Source organism: Rhodococcus koreensis, from assembly GCF_900105905.1.
GTDB classification, from domain to species: Bacteria; Actinomycetota; Actinomycetes; order Mycobacteriales; family Mycobacteriaceae; genus Rhodococcus_F; species Rhodococcus_F koreensis.
Window position 1 is genome coordinate 6,583,075 of sequence record NZ_FNSV01000005.1, and the last position, 18,619, is coordinate 6,601,693.

General features: G+C 69.1%; 20 protein-coding genes. 12 read left to right on the forward strand and 8 right to left on the reverse strand.

Features of this window, described 5'->3' with window-relative positions; translation table 11 throughout:
* The first annotated feature begins 4 nt into the window (after nucleotides 1–4).
* The 7 genes from BLV94_RS34530 to BLV94_RS34560 all read left to right on the forward strand — a co-directional run bounded on the left by BLV94_RS34530 (nucleotide 5) and on the right by BLV94_RS34560 (nucleotide 8,608).
* Nucleotides 5–1,204, forward strand: coding sequence for an HpcH/HpaI aldolase/citrate lyase family protein (locus BLV94_RS34530; protein ID WP_072946369.1), 1,200 nt, complete (start codon nucleotides 5–7; stop codon nucleotides 1,202–1,204).
* Nucleotides 1,201–2,484, forward strand: coding sequence for a phosphoribosyltransferase family protein (locus tag BLV94_RS34535; protein ID WP_072946368.1), 1,284 nt, complete (start codon nucleotides 1,201–1,203; stop codon nucleotides 2,482–2,484). Before BLV94_RS34530 ends, BLV94_RS34535 begins: the two co-directional genes overlap by 4 nt.
* The gene (locus BLV94_RS34540; protein ID WP_072946367.1) at nucleotides 2,481–3,590 is read left to right on the forward strand and encodes a cysteine protease StiP family protein; all 1,110 of its coding nucleotides are present in this window, start codon (nucleotides 2,481–2,483) and stop codon (nucleotides 3,588–3,590) included. Before BLV94_RS34535 ends, BLV94_RS34540 begins: the two co-directional genes overlap by 4 nt.
* Nucleotides 3,587–4,465 (forward strand): HAD family hydrolase, encoded by an 879-nt coding sequence (locus BLV94_RS34545; RefSeq protein ID WP_072946366.1) that lies wholly within the window; start codon nucleotides 3,587–3,589, stop codon nucleotides 4,463–4,465. Before BLV94_RS34540 ends, BLV94_RS34545 begins: the two co-directional genes overlap by 4 nt.
* A 62-nt stretch (nucleotides 4,466–4,527) precedes the next feature.
* A complete protein-coding gene (locus BLV94_RS34550) occupies nucleotides 4,528–5,769 on the forward strand; it encodes a TerD family protein (RefSeq protein WP_072946365.1) in 1,242 nt (413 codons plus the stop codon).
* A gap of 9 nt (nucleotides 5,770–5,778) precedes the next feature.
* Nucleotides 5,779–7,353 carry a TerD family protein gene (locus BLV94_RS34555; RefSeq protein WP_072946364.1) on the forward strand — a complete coding sequence of 525 codons (1,575 nt, stop codon included), beginning with the start codon at nucleotides 5,779–5,781 and terminating at the stop codon, nucleotides 7,351–7,353.
* 7 nt (nucleotides 7,354–7,360) lie between these two features.
* Complete coding sequence (locus tag BLV94_RS34560; RefSeq protein WP_072946363.1) at nucleotides 7,361–8,608, forward strand: vWA domain-containing protein; 1,248 nt, start codon at nucleotides 7,361–7,363, stop codon at nucleotides 8,606–8,608.
* Between the two features lie 14 nt (nucleotides 8,609–8,622).
* On the opposite strand, the gene BLV94_RS34565 is transcribed toward BLV94_RS34560, so the two are convergent.
* The 4 genes from BLV94_RS34565 to BLV94_RS34575 all read right to left on the reverse strand — a co-directional run bounded on the left by BLV94_RS34565 (nucleotide 8,623) and on the right by BLV94_RS34575 (nucleotide 11,559).
* Nucleotides 8,623–10,029 carry an ABC1 kinase family protein gene (locus BLV94_RS34565; RefSeq protein WP_072946362.1) on the reverse strand — a complete coding sequence of 469 codons (1,407 nt, stop codon included), beginning with the start codon at nucleotides 10,027–10,029 and terminating at the stop codon, nucleotides 8,623–8,625.
* A 117-nt stretch (nucleotides 10,030–10,146) separates the two neighbouring features.
* Nucleotides 10,147–11,001: an LLM class F420-dependent oxidoreductase gene (locus tag BLV94_RS34570; RefSeq protein WP_072946361.1), complete on the reverse strand. Its 855-nt coding sequence runs from the start codon at nucleotides 10,999–11,001 to the stop codon at nucleotides 10,147–10,149.
* A 41-nt stretch (nucleotides 11,002–11,042) separates the two neighbouring features.
* A complete protein-coding gene (locus BLV94_RS49710; protein ID WP_167372204.1) occupies nucleotides 11,043–11,198 on the reverse strand; it encodes a hypothetical protein in 156 nt (51 codons plus the stop codon).
* Nucleotides 11,199–11,238: 40 nt separating this feature from the next.
* On the reverse strand, nucleotides 11,239–11,559 hold the full coding sequence (locus BLV94_RS34575; RefSeq protein WP_072946360.1) for a GYD domain-containing protein: 321 nt from the start codon (nucleotides 11,557–11,559) through the stop codon (nucleotides 11,239–11,241).
* An 83-nt stretch (nucleotides 11,560–11,642) separates the two neighbouring features.
* On the opposite strand from BLV94_RS34575, the gene BLV94_RS34580 reads away from it, so the two are divergent.
* Nucleotides 11,643–12,458, forward strand: coding sequence for a DUF72 domain-containing protein (locus BLV94_RS34580; RefSeq protein ID WP_072946359.1), 816 nt, complete (start codon nucleotides 11,643–11,645; stop codon nucleotides 12,456–12,458).
* A 62-nt stretch (nucleotides 12,459–12,520) separates the two neighbouring features.
* Nucleotides 12,521–12,994 (forward strand): hypothetical protein, encoded by a 474-nt coding sequence (locus BLV94_RS34585; RefSeq protein WP_072946358.1) that lies wholly within the window; start codon nucleotides 12,521–12,523, stop codon nucleotides 12,992–12,994.
* 4 nt (nucleotides 12,995–12,998) lie between these two features.
* Here the strand turns inward: BLV94_RS34585 and BLV94_RS34590 are convergent, their stop codons facing one another.
* Nucleotides 12,999–13,316: an ArsR/SmtB family transcription factor gene (locus tag BLV94_RS34590; protein WP_072946357.1), complete on the reverse strand. Its 318-nt coding sequence runs from the start codon at nucleotides 13,314–13,316 to the stop codon at nucleotides 12,999–13,001.
* A gap of 92 nt (nucleotides 13,317–13,408) precedes the next feature.
* On the opposite strand from BLV94_RS34590, the gene BLV94_RS34595 reads away from it, so the two are divergent.
* Complete coding sequence (locus tag BLV94_RS34595; protein ID WP_371851573.1) at nucleotides 13,409–14,464, forward strand: SDR family oxidoreductase; 1,056 nt, start codon at nucleotides 13,409–13,411, stop codon at nucleotides 14,462–14,464.
* A 6-nt stretch (nucleotides 14,465–14,470) separates the two neighbouring features.
* Here the strand turns inward: BLV94_RS34595 and BLV94_RS34600 are convergent, their stop codons facing one another.
* Nucleotides 14,471–14,995: a MarR family winged helix-turn-helix transcriptional regulator gene (locus tag BLV94_RS34600; RefSeq protein ID WP_072946355.1), complete on the reverse strand. Its 525-nt coding sequence runs from the start codon at nucleotides 14,993–14,995 to the stop codon at nucleotides 14,471–14,473.
* A gap of 66 nt (nucleotides 14,996–15,061) precedes the next feature.
* Here BLV94_RS34600 and BLV94_RS34605 point away from each other — a divergent pair, with 66 nt between their 5' ends.
* Nucleotides 15,062–16,474, forward strand: a complete 1,413-nt coding sequence (locus BLV94_RS34605; protein ID WP_072946354.1) for an FUSC family protein — start codon at nucleotides 15,062–15,064, stop codon at nucleotides 16,472–16,474.
* Between the two features lie 6 nt (nucleotides 16,475–16,480).
* Here BLV94_RS34605 and BLV94_RS34610 read toward each other — a convergent pair whose 3' ends face one another.
* Nucleotides 16,481–16,873: a hypothetical protein gene (locus BLV94_RS34610; RefSeq protein WP_244163730.1), complete on the reverse strand. Its 393-nt coding sequence runs from the start codon at nucleotides 16,871–16,873 to the stop codon at nucleotides 16,481–16,483.
* A 5-nt stretch (nucleotides 16,874–16,878) separates the two neighbouring features.
* Nucleotides 16,879–17,478, reverse strand: a complete 600-nt coding sequence (locus tag BLV94_RS34615) for a TetR/AcrR family transcriptional regulator (protein WP_072946353.1) — start codon at nucleotides 17,476–17,478, stop codon at nucleotides 16,879–16,881.
* Nucleotides 17,479–17,575: 97 nt separating this feature from the next.
* Here BLV94_RS34615 and BLV94_RS34620 point away from each other — a divergent pair, with 97 nt between their 5' ends.
* The gene (locus tag BLV94_RS34620; RefSeq protein ID WP_072946352.1) at nucleotides 17,576–18,610 is read left to right on the forward strand and encodes a hypothetical protein; all 1,035 of its coding nucleotides are present in this window, start codon (nucleotides 17,576–17,578) and stop codon (nucleotides 18,608–18,610) included.
* The last annotated feature ends 9 nt before the right edge of the window (nucleotides 18,611–18,619 follow it).

Below are 18,619 nucleotides of genomic sequence, written 5' to 3' on the forward strand. Positions count from 1 at the left end.
GACGATGAGCATTAGCGAAGAGACCATGCCGGCGGTGCGGCACGTTCGGCATTTCCACCACCTCGATACCGAGACGCACGGCCGGCTGTTCCTGCACGCTCCGCAGGCGCTCGGGCCGGACGAGGATCGAACGGTGCTGGCCGTCGCGCTGGGCGCGACGCTGTACGTGCCTGCGACGAGGTCCGACCTCGCGGACACCATCCTGCGCCGGTCCGGTGACGGGGTCTGCTCGATGGTCCTGGACCTCGAGGACGCGGTGGCCGACGACCAGGTGGAAGCGGCGCTGCTCAATGCCGTCGACGCCCTCGATCGGCTCGCGGTCCACGGTGGTGCGCGGATGCAGTTGTTCGTCCGGGTGCGGGCCGCCGAGGACCTTCGGCGGATCGCCGACCTGCTGACCACAGGCGTCGAGGTGTTGTCCGGGTTCGTATTTCCCAAGTTCGGAAGTGCGACGGGCGGTGCGTTCCTCGACGAGCTGGCCGCGGCGTCGGAGCGGCTCGGCAAGCAGTTGTATGCGATGCCGGTGCTCGAATCGCCTGCTCTGGTGCACCGCGAGTCCCGAGACGACGAACTCGCGAAGATCGGCGCACTGCTCGTCGAACACCGCGAGCGGATTCTCGCCGTGCGCATCGGCGCCACCGACATGTGTGCCACGTTCGGCATCCGCCGCGACCGCGACCTGACGATCTACGACGTGCGGGTGGTCGCGGACGCGATCGCTGGCATCGTGAATTTCCTGGGCCGCGCCGACGAGACCGGGCACGTCATCACCGGTCCGGTGTGGGAGTACTTCGCCGATCACGAGCGGATGTTCCGCCCGACCCTGCGCGCCACGCCGTTCGAGGAACACGACGAGGTGCGGTTCCGCCAGCAGCTGGTCAGCCGGGACCTGGACGGTCTGCTCCGGGAGATCGCCCTCGACCGCGCCAACGGCATCCAGGGCAAGACGGTCATCCACCCGACGCACGTCGCGGCCGTGCACGCGCTGTCCGCGGTGACGCACGAGGAGTACCACGACGCGCTCGACATTCTCGGCGCCGAGGGCGTCGGCGGCGTCCAGGCGTCGGGGTACCGCAACAAGATGAACGAAATGCGCCCGCACCGCAGCTGGGCCGAGAAGACACTCGTCCGGGCGAAGGTGTTCGGCGTGACCAACGAAGGAATCACGTTCGTGGATCTACTGACCGCACTGGCCGTCCGATGAGTTCACCCACCGCCGTCCGCGCGGTGCCCTGGGCCACGGAGCATCTGGGGTTGACGCTCGCCCACGTGGATTCGAGTTCGGGGCTGACAATCCCCGAACTCGTCGAGCCGGGTCTGCGGCGCAACCCTCGACGTGCCCACCTGCTCGTCTCGACGGTCCTCGGCAAGCACGTGCCCACCGACCCGACTGCGGTAATCGGCGCCGGCGACCGCCTCGGTGATCTGGTCGCCGATGTCCTCGGACCGGATGCGGACCCCGTCGTGCTCGGGTTCGCGGAGACCGCAACAGGTCTGGGCCATTGCGTCGCCGCGCGGCTGCGCGCCCGGTGCTACCTGCACTCCACGCGCCGGGACGTCCCCGAGATCGGGACGTCCGCCGGGTTCGAGGAGGGGCACTCGCACGCGACCAGCCATCAGCTGCAGCCGACGTCCGTCGAGTTGTTCGCGGGCGATCGTCCGCTCGTCCTCGTGGACGACGAGATCTCCACGGGCGCCACCGCGGTCGACGCGATCCGCGCGCTGCACCGGCAGAACCCGCGCAGCCGGTACGTCGTGGCGTCGCTCGTCGACATGCGCGACCAGGGCCACCGGGACGCCGTCGACGACGCCGCCGCCGAACTCGGCGTGCAGATCGACAGCGTGAGTCTGGCGCTGGGGCGCACCGAGCTTCCCGACGGGCTGACCGACAGTGTTGGTGCGCTTCCGGATCCCGTGCTCAACCCCGTCGGCGCGCGGACCGGGACCGTGGAGCGGGCCGACATTCCCTGGCCCGCGGCAGTTCCGGAGGGCGGGCGTCACGGCTTCCTGCGGGAAGACACCGAGGGGTTCGATGCGGCCGTCGCGTCGGCAGCCGCCGCTCTCGGTGATCGGCTCGACCCGCAGCGTCCGGTGATCGTCGTCGGACACGAAGAGCTGATGTACCTTCCGCTGCGCCTCGCGGACACGCTCGCCGCATCCGGGTTCCGGGTTCGATTCCAGACGACGTCCCGGTCGCCCGCCTACGTGCTCGACCAGCCGGGATACCCACTGCGCCGCGGATTCCGCTTCACCGCCCCCGAGGACGGGGAAGAACAGCCGCGGTTCGTCTACAACGCGCAGTGGCCGGACGAGGACGCCGTCGTGGTCGCGGTGATCGACGCCGCCGCCGACACCGACCGGCTCACCGCGCGCGGCGGACTCCTCGACGTCCTCACCGCGGCGGGAACGGATGTGCTGCTGGCCGTCGTGTCCGGCGCCGACCCGCGGTCGCTGCGGGCCGCACGCGCGGGAGCCTCGTCGTGACGGCGCCGCTGACCGGTCCGGCATTCGGTTCGTACGCCGCCGACGAGGTGGGCTGGCTGCTCACGGACCTGTCGCACGTCGATCTGGAAGCCGATGTCGCCGAGCGGGAGCGCCGCATCCAGTCGGGTGAAGCCCACTACGCGGAGACGCTGCCCATCGAATACCAGCCCGACGCGGAGTACCGCGAGCTGTTCGAGAAGGTGCTGCAGGACAGCTCCATCCGGCTGGCGCGGGCCGTGGGGACGGTCACTGACCTCGTGCTGGCCGAGCGCGGCCACGACGTCACCCTTGTGTCCCTGGCACGTGCGGGAACCCCGGTGGGTGTGCTCATGCGCCGCTGGGCGCGGGACGTCCACGGGTTGACGCTGCCGCACTACGCCGTCTCCATTGTCCGGGACCGGGGGATCGACGCCGTCGCGCTCGACTACCTTGCGCGTCGTCACGACTCGAAAAACGTGGTGTTCGTCGACGGCTGGACGGGCAAGGGCGCCATCGCCCGCGAGTTGTCGCAGGCACTCGCCGACTACCGCGATGCCGGTGGCGCCGAGTTCGACGACGACCTCGCCGTCCTCGCGGATCCCGGGCACTGCGTCCGCACGTTCGGCACCCGCGACGACTTCCTGATCGCGTCGGCGTGCCTGAACTCCACCGTGTCGGGTCTGGTGTCGCGCACCGTCCTCAACGACACGCTGATCGGCCCCGGCGACTTCCACGGCGCCAAGTTCTACGCGCACCTCGCGGGCGAGGACGTGTCCAATCACCTCCTCGACTCCGTCAGCGCGTCCTTCGCGGACGTGCGCGAGCACGTACCCGGCGACGTCGAGGAACTGCTGCGGTCGGACCGGACACCCACCTGGGACGGCTGGAAGTCCGTCGAGGCGGTCCGGGAGCAGTACGGAATCTCGACTGTGAACTTCGTGAAGCCCGGCGTCGGCGAAACCACGCGGGTGCTGCTGCGCCGGGTGCCGTGGCGGGTGCTCGTCCGCGACCTCGACGCCCCCGAGCACGCACACATCCGGCTACTCGCCGCCGCGCGCTCTGTTCCCGTCGAAGAGGTTCCCGGCCTGGCGTATTCGTGCATGGGCCTGATCAAGGATGTGACATGACCGCGCTGATCGCGACCGACCTCGACCGCACCATGATCTACTCGCGCGCGGCGATGGAACTCGCCGTCACCGAGAGCGACGTGGCCGAGCGGCCCGGCGACGAGAACCTTCTGTGCGTCGAGGTGTACGACGGCAAACCGCTGTCCTACGTCACGTCGGCCGCCGAGGCCATGCTGCGCACGCTCACCGCGTCCGCGGTGGTCGTGCCCACCACCACGCGCACCGTCGCGCAGTTCGAGCGCATCGACCTGCCGGGGGCGCCGTGGCGGTACGCGATCACCACCAACGGCGGGAACATCCTCGTCGACGGCGTCCCCGATGCGGGCTGGCGGTCGGGCGTCGACATCGCGATCGCCGACGGTGGAGCCTCTCTCGTGGAGGTCGGCGCCGAGCTGAGTCGTCGCATCGACGACAGCTGGGTGCGGTCGTCCCGGGTGGCCGACGAGTTGTTCTCCTACCTGGTCGTGGATCTCGACGCGATGCCGGCCGGCTTCGTGGAGGAGTGGAACGACTGGTGCGTCGACCGGGGCTGGGGAGCGTCCCGCCAGGGCCACAAGATCTACACGATGCCCGACGCGGTGTGCAAGAGCCGTGCGGTGGCGGAGGTCCGGTCGAGGCTCGTCGACGACGGAGTTCTCGAGCCGGAAGCGCCCGTGCTCGCGGCGGGGGACGGGGCGCTCGACGCCAACATGCTCAGTGCCGCCGACGCCGCCATCCGCCCCCGGCACGGCGAACTCGAAACGCTCGGCTGGCAGCATCCGACCCTGTCCGTGACCGGAAGCAGTGGGATCGCCGCCGGTGAGGAGATCCTGCGCTGGTTCGCGGACCGCGTCGGGCGGGGTGCGGGGACGACGGCCACCGGCGCTCTTTTGTAGGTTGTAGGCAAACAGGCCAAACGGGACAAACCCGACGCTCCCACAGTGAAGGAACCACCGCAGTGTCCACTCCGCTAGCCAAGGGCCAGAACGGCCCACTGAGCGTCGACGACGTCATCGTCTCCCTGGAGCTGACGGCCGCCGCCGACCTGTCCGCGCTGCTCGTCACGGACTCGGGGAAGGTCCGCTCGGACGCCGACTTCGTCTTCTTCAACCAGCCGTCCGGTCCCGGTGTGCAACTCGTGCCCGGGGCCCCCGGACAGGCGGCGTCGCTGAAGGTGTCCCTCGGCGCGGTGCCCGCCGACATCGCCCAGGTGCGCGCGGTCATCACCCTCGACGACGCCACCAGCAACTTCGGCCGCTCCGCGCCGCCGACGGCCCGGGTCGCCGACGGCGCCGGAAACGCGCTGTACGAGTACCGGATCGACGGACTGAACTCCGAGTCGATCGTCATCGCGCTCGAGCTGTACCGACGCCAGGGCGCCTGGAAGGTGCGGGCCGTCGGGCAGGGTTACGCCGGCGGGTTCGCCGCACTCGTCACCGATCACGGCGTGTCCGTCGACGACGCACCCGCACCCGCGGCCGCCCCGGTCCAGCAGCCGCCGGCACCGCAGGCCGCCCCCGCTGCTGCCTACCCGCCGCCGGCCGCCGCACCGGTGGCACCGCCTGCACCCCCGGCTCCTGCTGCCCCCGCCGCTCCGGCCGAGGTCAGTCTCACCAAGTCGCGGCCGGTCAGCCTGAGCAAGGGCCAGAAGGTCACGCTCCGCAAGGACGGTGGCGTCGCGCTGACGTACATCCAGATGGGACTCGGCTGGGATCCGATCGAGAAGCGCGGCATGTTCGGAAACCGTTCCGCCAACGTCGACCTCGACGCGTCGGCGGTCCTGTTCGCGGACAACAACATGGTCGACGTCGCCTACTACGGTCAGCTGACGTCGAAGGACGGGTCGATCCGGCACCAGGGCGACAACCTCACCGGCGAGGGCGCGGGCGACGACGAGGTGATCCTCGTGGATCTCACCCGCATTCCGCCGCACGTCTCGACCATCGTGTTCATCGTGACGTCGTACCGGGGGCACACGTTCGAGCAGGTGAAGAACGCGTTCTGCCGCCTGGTGGACACCACGTCGAACGCCGAACTCGCCCGGTTCACGCTGCAGGGCGGGATGCCGTTCACGGGAATGGTGATGGCCAAGGTGTACCGGGTGGGCGGCGAATGGAAGCTGCAGGCCATCGGTGAGGGCATCCAGGCCAAGCACGCCGGTGAGGCCGCGCCTCAACTCGCCCGGTTCCTCGGCGTCTAGGGGCGGTTGGTGACGGTCTACCTCGTTCCGGGGCAGAACGCCCCGCTGCCGTCGCGCGTACTGCGTTTCCGCGCGGTCGGCGCGACACCGGTCGATGTCTCGGCGTTGATCGTCGACGGCGATCTCCGCGCGCTGTCCTCGGACTATTTCGTGTTCTACAACCAGCGGCGCGCCGCCGGCGTGGAACTCGACGCGGATGGAACGGTCCGGCTGCACATGGACGAGGTGGACGCCGCCGCGGCGGGCGTGCTCTGCGTGGTCAGTGTCGATCCGGCATCCCCGACCGGTCCGGCGACGCTGGCCCGCGAGGGCCTGTCGGCCACGCTCACCGATGAAAGCGGCCTTACCGTGGTCGTTTTCGACGTCCCTCTGGTCGGCTCCGAGGCTGCCGCGATCTGCCTGGAGATCTACCGCCGCGGCACCGACTGGAAGGTCCGTGCCGTCGGGCAGGGATACGACGGCGGCCTCGCCGAACTCGTCACCAGGCACGGCGTCGACGTGGACGAACCCGCGAATGCTGTCGCCGAGGAGGTTCCGGCGACGGCCGGCCCGGCGGGCATCCCGCTCGACCCGGCCCACTCGTTCGAGAGAGCGTGGATGATCTTCGAGGACGCCGCCCGGTCGGCGGCCTCGTTCCGGTCCTCCCGCGACTACGCGCAGGCGCGGCTGGACGACGAACTGTCCGCGTCGGTGGCCGACCCGTCCACCCGCAACAGTCCGGCGGTCGCGCAGTCGCAGGCCAGGGCGCAGGAGCGGTCCGACGCCCTCGTCGCCGAGGCACAACGCAAATTCGACGGCGAGACTTCGCAACTGGCCGAGGAACTCCGCGTCATCGACCCGCTGCTGCCGCGGTCGCTGGCGACGTTCGAATCCGCCGCGTGGACGAACCCAGTCACGAGCAGCGCCGTGCCGGACGGCCTGAGGCTCGGTGAGTTGTCCGCACCCGACCTCGGCGAACTGCGGGTTCCGTTCTGCGTCCACTACCCGCTGGGGCGTCCTCTGTGGATCGTCGGCGAACCGGCCGAGGCCGCACCGGTGGTCGCGGCGCTGGCCGCGCGCATGCTGGTGGCATCGCCCGCGGCGGCGGGGCGGCTGGAGGTCGTCGACCTCAGCGGCTCGCTGCGCACGTTCACCGACCCCCTCGGGGCGCTCCTGGCCTCGCCCGTCGTGTCCGCGGCCTCCGACATCACCGCCCGGCTCACCGCGCTGTCCGAGAGTGTCGACCTCGCAGAGATGGCGGCCCGCAGCGGAATCCGGGGCACCCTGCCGGAACCGCGGCTGGTGATCCTCGGCGACTTCCCGCACGGGTACGGCGCCGAGGACGCCGCCCGCATCGTGCACCTCGCCGACCACGGTCCCGCGGTCGGAACGTCGCTGATCATCGTCGGTGACAGCGCCGGCGCCGCTTCGGATCCGGGAGTCGCGGTGCTCGAACGCATCGCCCAGCAGGTTCCGACGTCGGGGGTCCTCACCGTCTCCGACCCGTGGACCGGCAACGACTGGATCCTGACCCCCGACCGGCTCCCGGACCACCCCCTCCACCGGGCGTCGGTGCTGGATTCGCTGACCGGCCACGAAAGGTGAGTGCACCGTGACACGTCTTGCGCGCGGCGAGAACGTCGAGATCGTCTGTTCGCCGACGAGTGTCGCGGTCGCCGGTGCCCGCCGAGGCGAGGTCGACCTGATGGTCTTCCAACTCGGCGCGAACGGACGGGTGCGGTCCGACGGGGATTTCGTCTTCTTCAACAACCCCAGTTCACCCGAGGGGGCCGTGCGGTTGGCAGCGGCAGACGGCGTCGACCTCGATCTCGCGGCGGTGCCCGCCGACATCGACAAGCTCAGTATCGCCGTCGCCCTCGACGACTCGGTGCCCGGCAGTCTCGCCGATCGCGTCGGGTTGGGCGTTGTGATCGAGAACTCCGGAGTGTCGCTGGGGGCGGACGCGTCCGGGCTGAGCACCGAGCGCGCCGCCGTACTCGTCGAGGTGTATCGGCGTGGTTCCGGATGGAAGGTGCGCAACGTCTCGGCCGGGTGGGACGGCGGGCTCGCTGTCCTCGTCACCGAGCACGGCGTCGACGTGACGGATTCCGACTCCGCCGACGATGTTGCCGTGCGAACGGTGCCGGACGAGCTGGGTCTGACGTTCGAGAAGCGGCAGAAGCTCGACATGCGCAAGCGTGAAGTCGCGAAGGTGTTGCTGCACAAGGGTGCAGGTGAGACGCGCGCCCGGGTCGTTCTGGTGATCGACAAGACGGGCAGCATGCGGCGTCAGTATTCGACCCGGGCGATCAACCGGGTGGTCGAGCGGATGGTGCCGGTGGCCACGCAGATCGACGACGACGGTCGCCTCGAACCGTATCTCTACGCCAAGAACTTCGCGCGCCTGCCCGACATCGCCGTCCACGAGGTCGACAGTTGGTGCGACACGTTCCTGCATCTCGGCGGCGTCCACGGCGGAATCGACTACAAGGCGATCGGCGGCTACAACGACGAACTGCCGATCATGACCGACATCGTCTCCAGTCTGCCGCCGCGGGGCGGGACCCCCACCCTCGTGCTGTTCTTCACCGACGGCGGATTCCAGCAGCGCGCCAAGATCAGCGAACTCATGCGCCGGGCGTCGAGTCTGCCCGCGTTCTGGCAGTTCGTCGGAATCGGCCGCGCCGACTACGGACTGCTCGAGAAACTCGACACCCTCGACGGGCGGACCCTCGACAACGCCGGGTTTTTCGCCGTCGACGACCTCGACAGGATCGACGACGCCGAACTGTACCGCCGCCTGCTCAGCGAGTTCCCCGACTGGCTGCGCGCCGCGAAGTCGGCGGGTGTAGTCGGGTGACGCAACGACACGAGTCACTCGTCGGGTAGTTCCACTCCGAGTTCGCGGGCCTTCGCGGCGACGGCGTCCGGGAAGACGTTGCGGAACAGGAACAAGTCCTGTCCGATAACCCAGCCGGGCGCGAGTTCGGTGGCGTAGCGCTCGAAGTAGCCGAGTTGCTTCCCGAACAGGACGAGTTCCTCCGGGCTGGCGACGTCCCATTTCTTGCCGATGCCGATCAGCGCCATGATGAGTTCGCTGAGCCGCAGCTCGCCGAGGTCCCGGCCCAGCAGGGGGGCGAGGGCGGCGGCCACCTGGAGGCCGATCTCGTCGTCGGTGGCGTCGTTGTCCTGCGCGTAGCCGAGGCTGCGGATTCCGCGGGCCATCCGGGAGAAGTCGCCGTCGATCAGGGTCGCGTAGAACATGTCGCGCAGGATCTGCCGCCACGATTCGGGTAGCTCACCGACGATGCCGAAGTCGAGCATCGCGATGCGCCCGTCGTCGAGGACCCACAGGTTCCCGGCGTGCACGTCGCCGTGGAACGGGCCGTGCAGGATGACCGACTCGATCCACACCTTGACACCGCGGCGGATCAGCATGCGGGTGTCCATGTGGACGAGGTCGGGGAACCGGTCGAGCGGCAGCCCGTACATGCGTTCCATGCAGATGACGTGGGGACCGCAGTAGTCCCAGTACACCTCCGGGGTGGTGACGCCCTTGTTTTCGCCGAAGGCCCCGATGTTCGTCCTGAACCGGGCCTGCCGGTCGGCTTCCACCGCGCTGTTGAGTTCGGTCATCGTGGCCGCGTGGAGATCGCGGATGATGGCGGTGGCGTTGGCGATGCGGAAGAACTCGAAGAGTTTCTCGAGGATCCGCGCACCCCAGTACGCGGTGCGCAGGTCCACCACCATGCGACGGAAGATGTCGGGGCGCTGCACCTTGATGACGGCTTCCCGGCCGTCGGGGAGCACGCAGCCGTGCACCTGTGCGACGGAGGCGGCGGCGAGGGGGACGTCGTCGAACGACGCGAACAGCGCGTCGACGGGATGTCCCAGGTCTGCCTCGATCACCCGGCGGGCTTCCTGCGCGGACACCGGCGGCACGTCGTCGAGACATCGCAGGCAGGCGTTGGCCAGCGGGGCGGGGAACACGCCGGAGGACGACGCCATCAGCTGCCCGACCTTGACGAACGTCGGGCCGAGCACCTCGAATCCGTTGACCAGGCCTTCCGACGCCGCGTCCGCGAGGGTGCGGCCGCGACGCCGGACGGGCCAGGTGACGAGCGCGAGCAGTGTGTAGGCGACGACGACCACGCCGATGACCAGCGCCCGCCACAACTCCGCCGCGCGGAACCGGTCGAGAGTCGCCGAATGCACGGTCAGGGCTGCAGGTGGCGGCCCCGAAGCGTATGGGCCGACCGGACGTGGCGTTGGCTCGTGCACAGTTCCTACCTTGCGTTCAGTCCTGCCTGCCGTTCAGAAGGGGACCATACCCCGACCGTTTCGGCGAACGCTTTTCAGTATGCGGTACCCGCCATCACACTATTTCGTTAGCAGAACTCAGAGTCCCAGCGCGCCCGCGAGTTCCCGCAGCGCAGGGATGGGATCGTCACCGGCGGGCAGCACCTGGATCGCGACGTGATCGGCGCCCGCGTCCAGATGTTCGCGGAGGCGGCCGGCGATATAGGGGGCGTCGCCGTGGGCGGCGAGGGCGTCGATCAGCTCGTCGCTGCCGCCGTTCGCGATCTGCTCGTCGGTGTACCCGAGCCGCTTCAGGTTGTTGACGTAATTGCGCAGGTGCAGGTACGGATTCTCGACCGCCGCACGTCCGACAGGGCGCGCCCGTTCCGAATCGGTGTCCAGCACGACCTTCTGCTCCGGTGCGATCACCGGACCGGGACCGAGCAGCTCACGCGCTTCCCGGGTGTGCTGCGGAGTGGTCAGGTACGGGTGGGCGCCTGCGGCGCGGGCCGCCGACAGTTCGAGCACCTTCGGGCCGAGCGCGGCGAGCACGCGTCGCCCCGCCGGGACCCCGGCGGCGTCCAGGACGTCGAGATACTCCACGAGCGCGGCGTACGGCTTGCTGTAGTTCAGGCCGGGTTGTTCGGGATGGCCGACGCCGATGCCGAGGAGGAAGCGCCCCGGATGACGGGCCTCGAGCCGGTGGAAGGAGGTCGCGATCTCGTCGGCGGGTGCGGTCCAGATGTTCACGATGCCGGTCGCGACGGTGATGGTGGACGTCGCGTCGAGCAGGCGTTCGGCGACGTCGAGGTCGGCCGGCGGCGAGCCGCCGATCCAGATCGCGCCGTAACCTGCCGATTCGATCGCGACACCCACTTCGGGTGCCAATCCGCCGGCGTGACGCCAGACGCCGAACTGTCCGAGCTGCGGGGTTTCTCCTGAGGTATCCGTCATGTGGCGTGCAACCTTCGCTCGCGGACATTCATTCCGGCATCTCAGATCTGGTGGAGCCACGACCGGAACAGCAGCGCGCTCGGCGCGAACAGGGCACGGCGAACGGAGTCGGTGGTGAACGGGTTCACCGTGGTCGAGTAGGTCTGGTCGGCAGACGTGGCTCGACGGTATCGGCCGACTCCGCGGCCGCACATCATCCTGCAGAACGATATTCGCCGCCGCAGGCGGTGAGGTCGATCAGCTGCCGGGCGCCCGGTATTGGGCGTCGCGGCGCACCGCGTCGTCCACCTGCTCCGGTGTCAACAGCACCACCGATTCCGACCGTGCCGCCCCGGAGGCGGTGGTGCGGATGCCGAGCGCGGCGGCGGCCACGTCGTCGGGCACGTCACCGATCACGAACAGATCCCGGCCACCCAGTGCGAAGTAGCAGGATTCGACTGTGCCCCCGACGCTTTCGACCATCTGGGTGATCGCGTCGCGTCGTGCGGTGCCGCCTTCGGTGAGCAGTCCTTTCGCGCCTTCGGGTGAGTACGTGACCTGCCAGAGGTATCTCGGCATCGGTGCCTCCTCGATTGTGGGGTCTTCTCATGGTTCTCCCGGGACGGGCCACATGCAATAGGTTCCGGCGCTAGGGTCGGGAGATGGCGCAGGCCCGCGTAGGTATTTCCGGCTGGACGTATCCCGGGTGGCGCGGCGACTTCTACCCGGAAGGCCTCGCGCATCGCAGGGAGTTGGCCTACGCCGCGGGGCGTTTGACGTCCATCGAGATCAACGGTTCCTTCTATGCGTTGCAACGGCCGACGAGTTATGCGAAATGGCGTGACGAGACGCCGGACGATTTCGTGTTCGCCGTCAAGGGCGGGCGCTACATCACGCACATGAAGCGGCTGGTCGGTGTCGAGGCGGCACTGGCGAACTTCCTCGCCTCAGGGGTGCTCGCGCTGGGCCCCAAGCTCGGACCGCTGCTGTGGCAACTGCCCCCGACGCTCGCGTTCGACGCGGCGAGCCTCGCAGCGTTCCTGGACCAGTTGCCGCGGACGACTGCGGAGGCCGCGACAGTCGCCGCGCGGCACGACGACAAACTCGCCGAAGACCGGACGTGGACCGAAACCGACGCCGACCGCCCCGTCCGTCATGCGCTCGAGGTTCGCCACCACAGCTTCGAGGCGGAGGAGGCGAAGGAGTTGCTTCGCGCGCACGACGTCGCGTTCGTCGTCGCCGACACGGCGGGCCGGTACCCGTTCGTGGAGGCGGTCACGAGTGATTTCGTCTACCTGCGGTTGCACGGTGACAAGGAACTGTATGCGAGCGGATACACCGACGAGGCCCTCGACGAGTGGGCGCGGAAGATCGAGCGGTGGCGCGGGCAGGGGCTCGACTGTTTCGCCTACTTCGACAACGACATGAAGGGGTACGCCCCGTTCGACGCGCTCCGGCTGATCGAGCGGCTGCGCTGACTGTCGGTGCCTCGTGGCACAGTGAGTGCCTGATCGACGGATACGAGAAGAGGATCTACCGGATGTGGCCCACTCACTGGCCCGCTGTCGCGCGTGACATCGCCGAAGCGCTGGATGCCGCCATCGTCGCGGCGCGTGCGTCGGATGCAGCGGCGCTGACCGAGGCGACGGAGGAATTGGCGGCCCTGCCTGCGGAGCAGGTCGGTGCGGTGCTGGCGGGGGTGATCCGGGAACTCCTCGAGACGTTGCACCCGGACGGTCTGACGGGGGAGGACGTGCAGGACGTGCTCACCCGCTGCGCGCGGGCGGCGGCACTCTGGTTTCCGGCCGTCGACGTCGACTCGCTGGTCACGGTGCTGACCGGCGCCCTCGGTGTGGCCGATGTCGAGGAGAACCCGCGCAGACCGGAGCGTGCGGTGGAGGCCGCGATCCTGGTGATCGCCGATCTGCTGAGTGCGGCGGAGGTGCCCGCCGACGGTTACGTGCGCCGGGCGCTCGACGAGATCGCGCGCGCCGAGACCGTGGAGATGCCCTGAGGCGTCAGAGTTCGGTGCGGATGTGGTCGGCGAGCCGACTGATCCGGTCCTCGTTGCGGCGATAGTGGGTCCACTGGCCGATCCGATGGCTGGTGACCAGGCCGGCGCTCTGTAGGGCGGCCATGTACTGCGACGCCGTCGACTGGGAGACCTCGGCCCGTGCCTGAATGTGCTTCAGGCACACGCCCACCTCTTCCGCGGGTTCGAGTTGCGGGGGAAAGCTGTCCGGGTCCTTCAACCACTGCAGGATGCGCACGCGGGTCGGGTTCGACAGCGCTTTGAAGACGAGGGCGAGGTCGTCGGGGTCCGGAAGTTCGCTCACGGGAACCAGCGTACCGCTATATCGCGATTTTCCGATATATGTGCTTGACTCCATATATCGCAACTTCGCGATATACCGATAGGAGTCGAGTGATGTCGAAGCGCAGAGTGGCAGTGGTCGTCGGTGCGCGCGGGGTGATCGGCGGCAATCTGATCGAGCACCTCGAGGCGACCGGAGACTGGGAGATCGTCGGACTGTCGCGCCGAGGCGGACCCGACACCGACCGGGTGCGGCACATCGCGGTCGATCTGCTCGACGAGCGTGACGCCGCCGAGAAGCTGGCCGAACTCCGCGACGCGACCCACATCTTCTACGCCGCCTACCAGGACCGTTCGTCGTGGGCTGAGCTCGTCGCGCCCAACGTCGCGATGCTCGTCAACACGGTGAACGCGCTCGAACCCGTGGCCGCCGGGCTCGAGCACATCAGTCTGATGCAGGGCTACAAGGTCTACGGCGCCCACCTCGGACCGTTCAAGACGCCGGCACGGGAGAGCGATCCGCCGCACATGCCGCCCGAGTTCAACGTCGATCAGCAGCAGTTCCTCGAGGACCGTCAGCGCGGCAAGAGCTGGACGTGGTCCGCGATCCGACCCTCGGTCGTGTGCGGATTCGCGCTCGGGAACCCGATGAACCTCGCGCTCGTGATCGCCGTCTACGCCACGATGTCGAAGGAACTCGGAGTGCCGCTGCGCTTTCCGGGCAGGCCCGGCGCGTACACGAGTCTGATCGAGATGACCGATGCCGGACTGCTGGCAGAGGCGACCGTCTGGGCCGCGACCACGCCCGAGTGCGCGAATCAGGCTTTCAACATCAACAATGGCGATCTGTTCCGCTGGGACGAGATGCTGCCGAAGATCGCCGACTTCTTCGAACTGGACGTCGCGCCGCCGCTGCCGATGTCGATGGACGTCGTCATGGCCGACAAGGAACGGGTGTGGAACGACCTGGTCGCGAAGCACGGACTGGCGCCGACGCCGTACTCGGACGTGTCGTCGTGGGCGTTCGGCGACTTCGTCTTCGGCTGGGACTACGACGTCATCGCGGACGGGTCGAAGGCGCGCAGGTTCGGTTTCCACCGTCACGTCGAGACCGAGCAGATGTTCCTCGACATCTTCCGCGACCTGCGGGCGCGGAAGATCGTTCCCTGACACGGACTACGGGCGCAGTCCGGATTCGACGTTGGCGGCGATCCGCCGGAGCAGACCCGCCAGCACCGCGCATTCGTCCTCGTCCAGTCCCTCGAGGAATTGCCGGTCGCGTTCGACGCGCTGCGGGAATTCGGTGTCGACGAGGGCGCGTCCGGCCTCGGTCAGATGGAGCAGCACGACCCGGCCGTCCCGTTCGAAGGGCAGCCGTTCCACCAACCCCAGCCTGCCCAGGCGGTCGACGTGCTTGGTAGTGGAGGCGCCGCTGAGCATGGTCACGGCGGTGACCTCGCTGGCCCGCAGGGGTCGATCGCTCCGGGCGAGCACGCACAGGACGTCGAACTCGGCCCTCGAGACCCCGCTCGCGTCGAGGGCACGGTCGAGTTGCTGCAGGGCCTGGGATCCGATCCGGGTGATGCGACCCATCACCTCGATCGGTGACGTGTCCACGTCGGGATGGGTCTCCGCCCATTCGCGTCGTACGCGATCGGTGAAATCCTCATCCGGACGTGGGGCAGGGCTCATGAAAACCATCGTAGCGATCAACTTCACACTATTTCACAACTATTTTACTAGTGAAGTATACGGTACGCTGAGGTCATGCAGGCTTCTCCTCGATACGCACCCGACCTCAGCCGGCTCCATCACTCCCGTGGGGCGCTGGCCCACTCGGTGGCGCCGTCGACGTGGCGCCGGGCGTTCGAGGTCCGGACCGCGGACGCCACCATCGCTCCCGCCCTGCGGGTGGGTGCGGCGACGGCTCTGGTGCTGGTGATCGGCGGCCTGCTCGGGCACGGCAACCTCGCCGGCTTCGCGGCGCTGGGTGCGCTGACCGCCGCATTCGGCCGATACGAGCCGTACCCGCGGCTCGCCCGCAAGACGGGTCTCGTCGGTGTCGCACTCGTCGTCTTCGTCGCCGGGGGAGCACTCCTCGGTGCGGCCGGACTGTCCCTCTGGCTGCAGATAGCGCTCATGGCCGTGGCGTCGGGGATCGCCGCATGGCTGCTGGCGGCGTTCCGGATCGCCGGCCCCGGTCCCGTCATCCTGATCTTCGCGGCCACCGCGGCGGCCGGGTACTCGACGCGGCTCGCCGATCTCGGGCCGGCAGTCGTGGCCGTGGCGACCGGTGTCGTCGTGGGCTGGATCGCCGCCATGACCCCCTGCCTGTTCGTTCCCCTCGGTCCCGCGCGACTGGCGGCGGCGCGGGCGCTCGCCGCCGTCGCAAAGCTGGAACGTGCGCACGACGTCTCCGCGATCGCGGCCGCCCGCAAGGCCATCGACAACGCGCGAGACGTGATCGCGCACAGCGGCCGGGGCCGGGACGGTCACTCCCACCAGTTGTTCGCGCTCCTCGCCGAAGCGGACACAGTGGTCGACCGGTGGGCGCACGAGCGTGACCACGACACCCTGCGTGCGCTCGTCGACCACGAGTCGGAGCTTCGTAAGGTGAAGCGCCGCAGCGACCTTCCGTCTTTCACTGCGGAGGCCGCGGCGCTGCCGAAGCCGGTCGGCTTCCTCGCGGAAGGTGTCCGGGGGCTGCGGTCGCGTGAGGGGATCGTCAATGCCGCCCGCATCGCCGCCGCTGCCGCGCTGGCCGGATGGATCTGTGTGGCAGTGGGATTGGAACATCCGCTGTGGGCGTCGATGGGTGCGATGGCCGCGATGCAGGGGTTCAACTTCAGTCAGACGGTGCAGCGGGGAATTCAACGTCTCGTCGGCAACGTGGCGGGCGCCGTCCTCGCCGCCGGGCTGATCGCCGCGGCGATGGGGTACTGGCAGACCGTCGTGGTGATCGTGGTGCTGCAGACCGTGACCGAACTGGTGGTCATCAAGAACTACGCGTTCGCGTCCGTCGCCATCACTCCCATGGCGTTGCTGCTGACGGGTCTCGGCTCGGCGGTGGCGCCGGACATCGCGGTGAGCCGCGTCGTCGACACGCTCGTCGGTGTGGTGGTCGGTGTGATCGTCTCGGCCGTCGCGATCAGCCGGACGGACCACCATCACGTGGCCTGAGGGCGCTCAGATTCCGGTCGCGGAAACGTAACCGGCGAATCCGATCGCGCACGCGCCCGCGCAGAGGAGGAGGGTCCCGCACGCCACCGGCCACGCGAGCGTGCGGCGCGCGATGCGGGCGATCGTGACCGCGCCGCCCATCACGGTCACCAGTGCCGCGACCGCGAGTGCGACGCACACCGCGATCCACGCGTTCTCGGCGCTGCAGGATTCGGGCGGGCAGTAGTCCAGGAACAGCAGCCAGAAGAACGCCGCGACCGCGGAGATGCTGGCGACCGCGACCGCGACGACGATCGCTGCCGCCGACGCCGCCACGTCCCAGCCGTTCAGTGACGGGCGCTGTTCGTCACCGGTGCGTGGATGATTCCATGGTTGTGGCAGAGGCCCCCCTTGCTGCATGTTCGTCACAGTACATCCGCGGCCGGGGGGATCGGCGGCGGCAGCGGTGACCCGTCCGGGCGCAACCCCGCGAGGAACACCGTGATCAGCCGCGGAACGAGATTGGCCGTCGTGTCCTCGAACATCAGCACGTGCGGCCGGGTGAGCATCGCGATCCCCATGATGATCTCGAGCGGCACGACGTCCTCGCGGATGAGCCCGAACTCCTGGAGCCGGTGAATGAGCTCGGTGACCGACGCCTTCGTCTGCTCCCGCGTGTCGCGCACGTCGGGCGGTAGTTCGTCGAGGCTGTTGACCAGCGCGGGCACCAACGCTCCCATCCGCAGATCGACCACCGCGTCGACGAACCGTCGCCATGCCGCCTCGGGGTCGTCGGCGCACTCGTCCAGCGCCCGGGCTGCGAGTTCGCGGACCTCGGTGAGCGTCGTGCGGGCGACGGCGTGGGCGAGGTCGTCCCGGCTCGGAAAATTCCGGTAGAGGGTGGCGATTCCGACGCCGGCGTGCGCGGCGATGGCGTCGAGCGGCGCGTCGTGCCCGCGGTCGGCGAACACCGCCCGGGCTGCCTTGATCAGGGTGTTGCGGCGTTCCAGCGCGTCGGCTCGCATCGGGGGCACCTCTCTCGTTTGACAACCCAGCATAACCGGAGGAATATTCTCCACAAGTACTGGAGGAATTTCCTCCACTTAGTTGAAGGGGAGTCCGATGAGCGCTGCGGATACCGGGACACTCGACCCGCGCGTCGAGCCCGCCGGGCAGACGAGCAACGGCCCGTCCGATCCGGTGAAAATGATCGCCGTCGTGCTGGGACTCACCGCCGTGATCGCCGTGATGCTGCTGGCGTTCGCGCTGCCCGCCGTCCACAGCGGCCCGCACGACCTGCGGCTGGGCGTCGCCGGGCCCGACGCGGCCGTCACCCGGATCGATGCCGCACTCGACGCGGGCCGCCCGGGGGTCTTCGCCACCGAGCGGTTCGCGGACGCCGAGGCGGTCCGGACGGCGATCGAGCACCGGGAGGTGGTCGGCGGAATCGTCGCGACACCGGAGGGCATGAAGGTCCTGTCCGCCTGCGCAGGCGGGGCGCCCATCGCGCAGACGATGAACGGTCTCGCGGCGGGTATGAGCGCGACTGCGGGACAGCCTGTTCCGGTCGAGGACGTCGTTCCGTTGACGGCTGACGACCCTGCCGGGGCCGGCCTCGGCGGCATGGCGCTTCCGCTGGTCTTCGGCGGCATGATCCCCGCGATCGTGCTGGTGCGACTGTTTCCGCACAGCGTCACGAGCAGGGTGGCGGGGGCGGTGCTCTTCGCCGTGAGCGCCGGACTGGCGCTGACCGCAATTCTGCAGTTCGGTCTCGGAAGCGTCGACGGCGACTACTGGACGACGTCCGGTGCCGTCATCCTCGGGATCGCCGCCATTTCCCTGACCGTCCTCGGACTCGAATCCGTTCTGGGCATCGCGGGGTTCGCGCTCGGAGCGGTGACGATGATGTTCCTCGCCAACCCGCTGTCGGGACTGGCGACCTCCCCGGCGTGGCTGCCCTCGGGGTGGGGCGCGTTCGGTCAGCTCCTGCCGCCCGGAGCGGCGGGAACCGTGGTGCGGTCGACGGCGTTCTTCGACGGACACGGAGCCGGCGCGGGCCTGCTCGTGCTGACCTGCTGGATCCTGTTCGGGCTCGGACTGTGCCTGGTATCCGGACTGCGTGAGCGGCGCGCCCCGCAAGAGCCGGCCGTCGCCTGACCCTGTGGT

Bases quoted from the DNA above. Each gene is read 5' to 3' on its own strand.
- BLV94_RS34545 (WP_072946366.1), top strand. From the start codon at position 3,587: ATGACCGCGCTGATCGCGACCGACCTCGACCGCACCATGATCTACTCG.
- BLV94_RS34580 (WP_072946359.1), top strand. From the start codon at position 11,643: ATGGCGCAGGCCCGCGTAGGTATTTCCGGCTGGACGTATCCCGGGTGG.
- BLV94_RS49710 (WP_167372204.1), bottom strand. From the start codon at position 11,198: ATGATGTGCGGCCGCGGAGTCGGCCGATACCGTCGAGCCACGTCTGCC.
- BLV94_RS34570 (WP_072946361.1), bottom strand. From the start codon at position 11,001: ATGACGGATACCTCAGGAGAAACCCCGCAGCTCGGACAGTTCGGCGTC.
- BLV94_RS34585 (WP_072946358.1), top strand. From the start codon at position 12,521: ATGTGGCCCACTCACTGGCCCGCTGTCGCGCGTGACATCGCCGAAGCG.
- BLV94_RS34595 (WP_371851573.1), top strand. From the start codon at position 13,409: ATGTCGAAGCGCAGAGTGGCAGTGGTCGTCGGTGCGCGCGGGGTGATC.
- BLV94_RS34575 (WP_072946360.1), bottom strand. From the start codon at position 11,559: ATGCCGAGATACCTCTGGCAGGTCACGTACTCACCCGAAGGCGCGAAA.
- BLV94_RS34610 (WP_244163730.1), bottom strand. From the start codon at position 16,873: ATGCAGCAAGGGGGGCCTCTGCCACAACCATGGAATCATCCACGCACC.
- BLV94_RS34615 (WP_072946353.1), bottom strand. From the start codon at position 17,478: ATGCGAGCCGACGCGCTGGAACGCCGCAACACCCTGATCAAGGCAGCC.
- BLV94_RS34535 (WP_072946368.1), top strand. From the start codon at position 1,201: ATGAGTTCACCCACCGCCGTCCGCGCGGTGCCCTGGGCCACGGAGCAT.
- BLV94_RS34605 (WP_072946354.1), top strand. From the start codon at position 15,062: ATGCAGGCTTCTCCTCGATACGCACCCGACCTCAGCCGGCTCCATCAC.
- BLV94_RS34530 (WP_072946369.1), top strand. From the start codon at position 5: ATGAGCATTAGCGAAGAGACCATGCCGGCGGTGCGGCACGTTCGGCAT.
- BLV94_RS34600 (WP_072946355.1), bottom strand. From the start codon at position 14,995: ATGGTTTTCATGAGCCCTGCCCCACGTCCGGATGAGGATTTCACCGAT.
- BLV94_RS34620 (WP_072946352.1), top strand. From the start codon at position 17,576: ATGAGCGCTGCGGATACCGGGACACTCGACCCGCGCGTCGAGCCCGCC.